A 6851-nucleotide genomic window follows, 5' to 3' on the forward strand; every position below is an offset into this window, starting at 1 on the left:
AAAACTCGTTTATGTATCACGAGTTTTCCTTTTTTAGTTTGTACGGATAACATTTCTGGTGACGAGGTTATTTTTTTTTACTTGTGCAGGTAATGTGAGAACAAGGGACTTTTTAAACCACTGATTTTTATAATGAAGATCCCCACCATGAGCCAGTAAAATCGTATAAGCAGAATAGAGAGGGGTATGTTCCTCGTTTGTACGTATTTCTTGCAGGTGAAGTAATGTTTTTATAGGATCTTTCTCCGCTTTTCCATCTTTCATCACTAGTTCGAATATTACTTCTGTTCGCTGCAGGTAATGATTAAGCTGGAGACTTTTCATTGATCCGTCATTTGATTGGATACAAAATTTAATTATGGTTGAGATAGCTTCTGCAAGAAGATTCAAGTTTCCATTTATCCTTAAGTTACGCTCGCTGTTGATTTGAAAATCCAGGTGATGATTATTCGCATACATTTGGATATCTGCAGTGACCAAGTCAAGTAATTCCTTCGAGGATAGTGCCTTTGAAGAAAATGCTTCTGTCTTAGCGAGTTTAATATAAGAATCAATGATCTTTTCAGCGCGGTTTAGCTCCGTCAAAATAATGGGAACATATTCCTTATTTGCCCTGTTGTGTTCTGCTCCGAGCAATTGTGTAAATCCTTTTACCATGGTTAACGGTTGTTGAAACTCTCTTGCAACTTCATCAGCAATGGTATTGATATGGTAGAGTTTTTTCATTTTTTTGTATTGATTTTGTAATTCTTCTAATCCACAAAAATACTCAACTAAGCAGAATAAAAGCAGAGTAGTCCCAACAAACACGATACTTGTGCTAATTGTACTCACTATCTCCATGCCTGAAATTACAAAAGTAATGGAATGTAATACTGCTCCGATTGCGGCAATTGTTGATATTAATAAGTATTTAATAGTGTTTGGATACACCCTCCACTTCGTCTGCACCAATAAAGGCAAGACAGATAGAAAAGGGATAAGAAAATAAGCATGTAAATAGTTAATGGAAGACGGGGAAATCAAGGGATAGATAAATAAAGCAATGACCGTCAAACCTCCAGCCAAATATCCACCATACAATATGGACATGATAACCGGTATGCCACTTAAGTAAAAAGGGGTGTCATTAGCTATTAGGATAGGAAATGTCGAACACATAAGTGCTGAAATGGTACAATAAAAAAAGGCTGCAAGTTGACGGACAAACTCCGAAGGCTTACTAGTTTGTTTATGTACCAAAGTGTAGTATAGAAGAAGAGGGACGACCAAAAAGAACAGTTGTAATAAGATATCTTTCAAAAAGTTCATTACGAGACCCCTTACCTGGATGCATTATGTACTATTATTCCTTTACAAAGTACCATAAATTGAAAGAAAATTCTATAAAATTAAAAAAAAATGTAGAAACATGGAGGAAAGGCAATGCAAGAAGAAAGCAGATTAGTAGAGTCATATAAGCTTTTGTGGAACAACCGCTCTATGGAGTTTCTAGATGGAGGGGATCAAAAGGAATTATTAGAACAGGCAATAAGAAGAGAGTTAAAGGACGAACTGACACACCCAAGGACGAGAAAGCAACCGATGGATAAATATTATTTAGCTGTTAAACGAATAGTAGAGTCTAAATTAAACGCAACGGAGCAAATATTACTCATAAAGGAGTTTACTCTTGTTTTGGAAGAAATAAAAAAAGAAAGCTGACCATCCAAGTATCATGGCAGCTTCATCTATAATCCAAATATGGAACGAAAAACATTGCGGCGCTTTTGTTGTGGAGGTTGGTCAAAGATAAGTGGGGGCTCTATTTTTTTAATTGGGGTTTGCATTTGATCTAACATCTTTTCTAGTCTGTCTACTTTCTTTGTAAGCTCTTCTATTTCTTTTCTTTGTTGCAGTAATTGGTAGGATACCACCTCATCCGCTTTTTGTTGGACCATTCGTTCTGTTCTGCTCACTCTCTCAGTCAAGGTCTGCAGCCGATGCTCCAATGCTTTACCATCTTCATTCCGTGCACTCATGTTTTCAACTTGTACTTCTTTGATGTCTGTGCCAAAGGCAACGTCCATGGCTCCTGCTACCTCCCCGCTTGCTTTAAGTGTTTCTAGACGGGCCAGGGCCTCTTCATCGTAAACATAATGGCCATAATCATTTTTGCGACAAGGGATTTCGTATTTTTGGACCCACTTACGTAGGGTTCTAGGTGCCATACCTAGTTCTTTTGCCACTTCATGTGTTTTTAACTCCATTCAAACTCACTCCCTTTATTAATGTATTTCCACATCGATAAGCATCTTCCTCCAAGGTAGACAAAAGTAGTGGTTGTTCGGCAAAAATAGTTAAAATATCGCACCAACTTATCTTTTGTCTGCAAATAAAGGAAAAATTTCCTATTGAAATATGCCTAGATAACTATAAAAAGAGGTTACGAAAACCATAATTTCCTTTTATAATAGGAAGATAGGGTTCAGACGCTTTGAGCAAGTCATTTATTTATAGTAATCTGAATATTTAAAATAGAAAACAAAGCGAAGGAATGATCCATATGATAAATCTCGAACAACCAATTGTTAAGACAACAAAAATGGATATCGGAAGTAAGATTAAATTTTTTCGCATACAAAAAGGATTAAAACAGGATGATCTTGCAAGAGGAATTATCTCAGTATCCTACCTCTCAAAAATTGAAAATAACCTAACTTCGCCAAGTGAGGAAGTCTTAAGGCTTTTATGTGAGCGTCTTGAAGTCAGCCTGATTGAACAGCAGGATGATACGATTTTTCAAGAACTTATGTCTTGGTACAAGTTAATGACTACAAGTGAAAGTCAAGAAATTAAGCGCAGATATGAGAGCCTCTCTAAAAAAATTCAATCCACTAATACGAAGACTTATATGTATTTTGTACTGTTTGAATTACGTTACCACCTTTACCTTAAAAACATAGATCAATCAAGAGACCTCCTTGAAAAGTTACAACAATTCATGGATATTTTTGATATACACATGCATTATTATTTTCAAAAATTCTATTCTATTTACGAGTATAGACGAAACAACTTTGTTCAGGCACTTGAACACTTGAAGGTAGCAGAACAGCTATTGCAAAGGAATTCCAATCTTGAGAAATCGGAAGAGGCCGACCTCTACTATCTCTTTGGTCTTACATATAGTCAGACAATGAAGGAACCACTGAGCATCACATATACCACCAAAGCACTCCAAGAATTCCAAGCCATCTATGATTTCAAAAGAAGCGCAGAGTGCCAAGTATTATTAGGCATCTGTTATCGTAGAATTGGAGAATATGACCGCTCGGAAAAAAGTTATTTACTCGCCCAGAAACTTTCAGAGTCTCTTAATAATATGTATCTTCAGTCCCTGATCTATCATAATCTTGGGAAACTTTATTCTATCAAGGGCCATCATGAAGAAGCCATTAAGGAATATGAAAAAAGTTACTTTCTAAAACAACAAGATAGACCATTAAGCAAGCTAACTTCTATATATTGTATATTGCTAGAGTATGATAAACTCCAAGATTTCACTGAATGCAGAAAATGGCTGAAACTTGGTCAGGAACTATTAACCAACCCAGAGGATGTCATGGAATACCATTATTATTTTTCGATTCACGAAAGCATTCTTGAAGGTAATTATGAGAAATTCGACCAGATATTTCAGGAGCAAGCGTTACCATATTTTCAGGAGAAGGATTTAAAAGAACCGCTTATCATCTATGCTGAACGCCTGGCTCAATATTTTGAAGCCAGTTATAAATATAAAAAAGCAAGTTATTACTATTCTCTTGGATACAAGGAACTAAAGAAACAAACTTTTCTTTAAGGAGGAGATGGGCCATATGAAAAAACAATTGGTTCTATTGGTGATGGCGGTTTTCTTAGTATGTTGTGGCGCTGTGGAGTTTCAGGAGGCAGGGGTGGATTCAAAGCAGGAAATTTTATTAGCTTCAAAGGATCAACATCCGGACCCTATTCCGGAAGGATGATTTTACTTGATGGACCTTACTCAATAGAGTGGGGTCTTTTTTATAGAAACATATTGAAAAGTTTTAATTCGAGATATATGGGTACAAGATAAGTTAGAAGGTAATAGTATCATCGAACTGCAAACATGAAGAAACCTTTAAAACTTGTAAAAGGAGTGTTTGACAATGGCTACAAATGTAAAATTGGCGATTATCTATTACAGTTCAACAGGTACAAACTATAAGTTGGCAAAAACAGCAGAAGAGGAAGCAAAGGCAAGTGGAGCTGAAGTGAAGTTGGTAAAGGTTCCAGAGCTTGCCCCACAAGAAGCAATTAATTCTAATCCAGCTTGGAAGCAACATCTAGAGGAAACAAAAGACGTCCCAGAAGCAAGTTTAGATGACCTGACATGGGCGGATGCTTATATATTCAGTGTTCCGACAAGATATGGAACTGCTCCTGCACAGATGAAGCAATTCCTCGATACAACAGGTGGACTCTGGGCAGAAGGGAAACTTGCAAACAAGGTTGCAAGTGCCATGACATCTGCAAGCAATCCTCACGGAGGCCAAGAACAAACTATCTTGAATCTTTACACTACCTTATACCATTGGGGAGTGATTATCGCGGCACCTGGCTATACGGACAACTCCGTTTTTGAAGCAGGCGGAAATCCTTATGGAACAAGTGTGACAGCTGATCAAGACGGTAATTGGAAAGAGGACGTAGGTGCAGCGGTCAAACATCAGACAAAACGAACCCTTCAAATCGCGAGTGCCATCAAAAACGGCATGCAATAGAACAAAACAACAAATACCCGTCACTTTTGTGGTGGGTATTTTCTTTAAGAATAAGAAAGTATATAATTCGGTTGATTTCCGCTCCAGGCGCTTCGCTTGCCTGCGGGCGGTCCGTGAGCCTCCTCCGGCTTGCAGCCTGTGGGGTCTCACCTGTCCCTTCCTCCCGCGGGCGTCTGCGCGCCTTCCACTTCAATCAACAAGGTTACTTCATTCAACTTAAGGTTAAAAAAGATATCTAACGAGAAACTGACAAACCAATAACAATTCTTTTAACCAATTTCTAGCTGTGGATTGGAGCAAATGGCGTAGACTCCAGCGGGGGAGTAACGGTAGGTTGAGACCCCGCAACGAAGTGAGGAGGCTCAAGCACCGTCCCGCGGAAAGCGAAGCCATTTGCGGAAGGGAACAGCGGCAGTTAACCCGAAAAAAAAATGTTTTTTAAACACTAATCCTTTTGGATGGTTTGTTTATTTCTTTTGTATTTTCTGATGAAATAGGCCCGTTGGACGAACAAGTAAGCAAGAAATACGGTGGAACAAAAGATCGCTACCATCATATTAAAAAGCATTCCCCCGATATAAAGGAGTCCATCGACCTTAATGGTAAAAAAGTACCAAATTGTCGTAGTGACAAACCATATGAGGATGATAAAAGAAAGACTGATTGCGGTATGGAAAAAAAATGCCCCTTTACGCATCACCATTTGAGAGACATACACATAACTCACAAGTGTCGTGGAAACAATGGCCAGTAAATTCAAGAGCATAATATAGTCATACATCTCCATCACCAAACTCCTTTTTACTATATATATAACGGGACAGATTCATCGGTGAGTACCTAGGCAAAATATTTGCATAATCAAGGTAATGGGACATAATAAAAGTATGCTTAAAAAATAGGAAGGTGGAAAAAAATGAAAAGTTTAGCGTCTACAACAACCCTACATAATGGCTTAGAAATGCCTTGGTTTGGTCTTGGTGTATTTAAAGTGGAAGAAGGACAGGAAGTAGAATCCTCTGTAAAGATGGCCATCCATGCAGGTTATAAAAGCATTGATACAGCAGCCATTTACAAAAATGAAGAAGGTGTAGGAAAAGGGATTAGAGAGTCAGATGTACCTCGTGAAGAGCTTTTCATCACAACTAAAGTTTGGAATGCAGATCAAGGATATGAATCTACATTAAAAGCTTTTGATGAGAGCATGGAAAAGCTAGGTTTAGAATATCTGGACTTATATCTTGTACACTGGCCTGTTAAAGGAAAATATGTAGATACGTGGAAAGCATTAGAAAAGTTGTATAAGGACGGAAGAGTCCGTGCCATTGGGGGTGAGCAACTTCCAAATTCATCATCTTCAGGATATTCTGGATGTGGCGGAGGTAAAACCAATGGTTAATCAAGTAGAGTACCATCCAAAGCTTTCCCAGGTGGAGCTATTGAATTTCTGTAAAGAAAATGGCATCCAAATGGAAGCGTGGTCTCCATTGATGCAAGGACAGCTGTTGGATAATGATGTCTTAAAGGAGATTGCAGATGCCCATAATAAGTCTGTTGCACAGGTCATTCTTCGATGGGATCTTCAGAATGGTGTCGTGACCATTCCCAAATCAGTGAAAGAGCACCGTATTAAAGAAAATGCGGATATTTTCGACTTTGAGTTGTCAGCAGAGGAAATGCAGAAGATTCATGCATTGAATGAAGACAAACGTGTAGGTCCGGATCCGGACAATTTTGATTTTTAATAACTACTCTAAAACAATAAAAAGGTGCAGGGCTTCGTCGCCCTGCACCTTTTTTAATGAGAAAGTATGAAAATCTGTGATTTCCGTTCCAGGCGCTTCGCTTGGCCTGTGGGCGGTCCGTGAGCCTCCTCAGCTTGCAACCTGTGGGGTCTCACCTGTCCCTTCCTCCCGCGGGCGTCTGCGCGCCTTCCACTCCAATCAACAAGGTTACTTCATTCATCTTAGTCAAAAAAGCTATCTAACCAACATTACTGATGTACTAATGACGATTCTTTAACATAATTTCTAGCTGTGTATTGGAGCAAATGGCGGAGACTCC

At 38.6% G+C, this 6851-nt stretch carries 7 protein-coding genes and 1 pseudogene; 5 read left to right on the forward strand and 3 right to left on the reverse strand.

Annotated elements, in window-relative coordinates:
- Nucleotides 1-33: 33 nt before the first annotated feature.
- Nucleotides 34-1311 carry a histidine kinase dimerization/phospho-acceptor domain-containing protein gene (locus M313_RS0117930; protein WP_010198436.1) on the reverse strand — a complete coding sequence of 426 codons (1278 nt, stop codon included), beginning with the start codon at nt 1309-1311 and terminating at the stop codon, nt 34-36.
- 114 nt (nt 1312-1425) lie between these two features.
- On the opposite strand from M313_RS0117930, the gene yoyC reads away from it, so the two are divergent.
- Entirely contained in the window at nt 1426-1704 is a 279-nt protein-coding gene (gene yoyC / locus M313_RS0117935) for a protein YoyC (RefSeq protein ID WP_010198437.1), read from the forward strand.
- Nucleotides 1705-1730: 26 nt separating this feature from the next.
- Here the strand turns inward: yoyC and M313_RS0117940 are convergent, their stop codons facing one another.
- Nucleotides 1731-2249 (reverse strand): MerR family transcriptional regulator, encoded by a 519-nt coding sequence (locus M313_RS0117940; protein ID WP_010198438.1) that lies wholly within the window; start codon nt 2247-2249, stop codon nt 1731-1733.
- Nucleotides 2250-2545: 296 nt separating this feature from the next.
- On the opposite strand from M313_RS0117940, the gene M313_RS0117950 reads away from it, so the two are divergent.
- From M313_RS0117950 to wrbA, 3 genes are all read left to right on the forward strand, one after another.
- On the forward strand, nt 2546-3844 hold the full coding sequence (locus tag M313_RS0117950) for a helix-turn-helix domain-containing protein (protein ID WP_010198440.1): 1299 nt from the start codon (nt 2546-2548) through the stop codon (nt 3842-3844).
- Nucleotides 3845-3860: 16 nt separating this feature from the next.
- Complete coding sequence (locus M313_RS25935; protein ID WP_010198442.1) at nt 3861-4007, forward strand: putative periplasmic lipoprotein; 147 nt, start codon at nt 3861-3863, stop codon at nt 4005-4007.
- A 165-nt stretch (nt 4008-4172) separates the two neighbouring features.
- On the forward strand, nt 4173-4787 hold the full coding sequence (wrbA, locus tag M313_RS0117960) for an NAD(P)H:quinone oxidoreductase (protein ID WP_010198443.1): 615 nt from the start codon (nt 4173-4175) through the stop codon (nt 4785-4787).
- A 445-nt stretch (nt 4788-5232) separates the two neighbouring features.
- On the opposite strand, the gene M313_RS0117965 is transcribed toward wrbA, so the two are convergent.
- Nucleotides 5233-5574, reverse strand: a complete 342-nt coding sequence (locus M313_RS0117965) for a hypothetical protein (RefSeq protein WP_010198446.1) — start codon at nt 5572-5574, stop codon at nt 5233-5235.
- A gap of 129 nt (nt 5575-5703) precedes the next feature.
- Between M313_RS0117965 and pgoN the strand changes: the two are divergent.
- Nucleotides 5704-6532, forward strand: a pseudogene (gene pgoN / locus M313_RS23995) (glyoxal/methylglyoxal reductase).
- Nucleotides 6533-6851: the final 319 nt, after the last annotated feature.

This window comes from Bacillus sp. m3-13, from assembly GCF_000175075.1.
In the GTDB taxonomy this organism is placed as follows: Bacteria; Bacillota; Bacilli; order Bacillales; family Bacillaceae_I; genus Sutcliffiella_A; species Sutcliffiella_A horikoshii_C.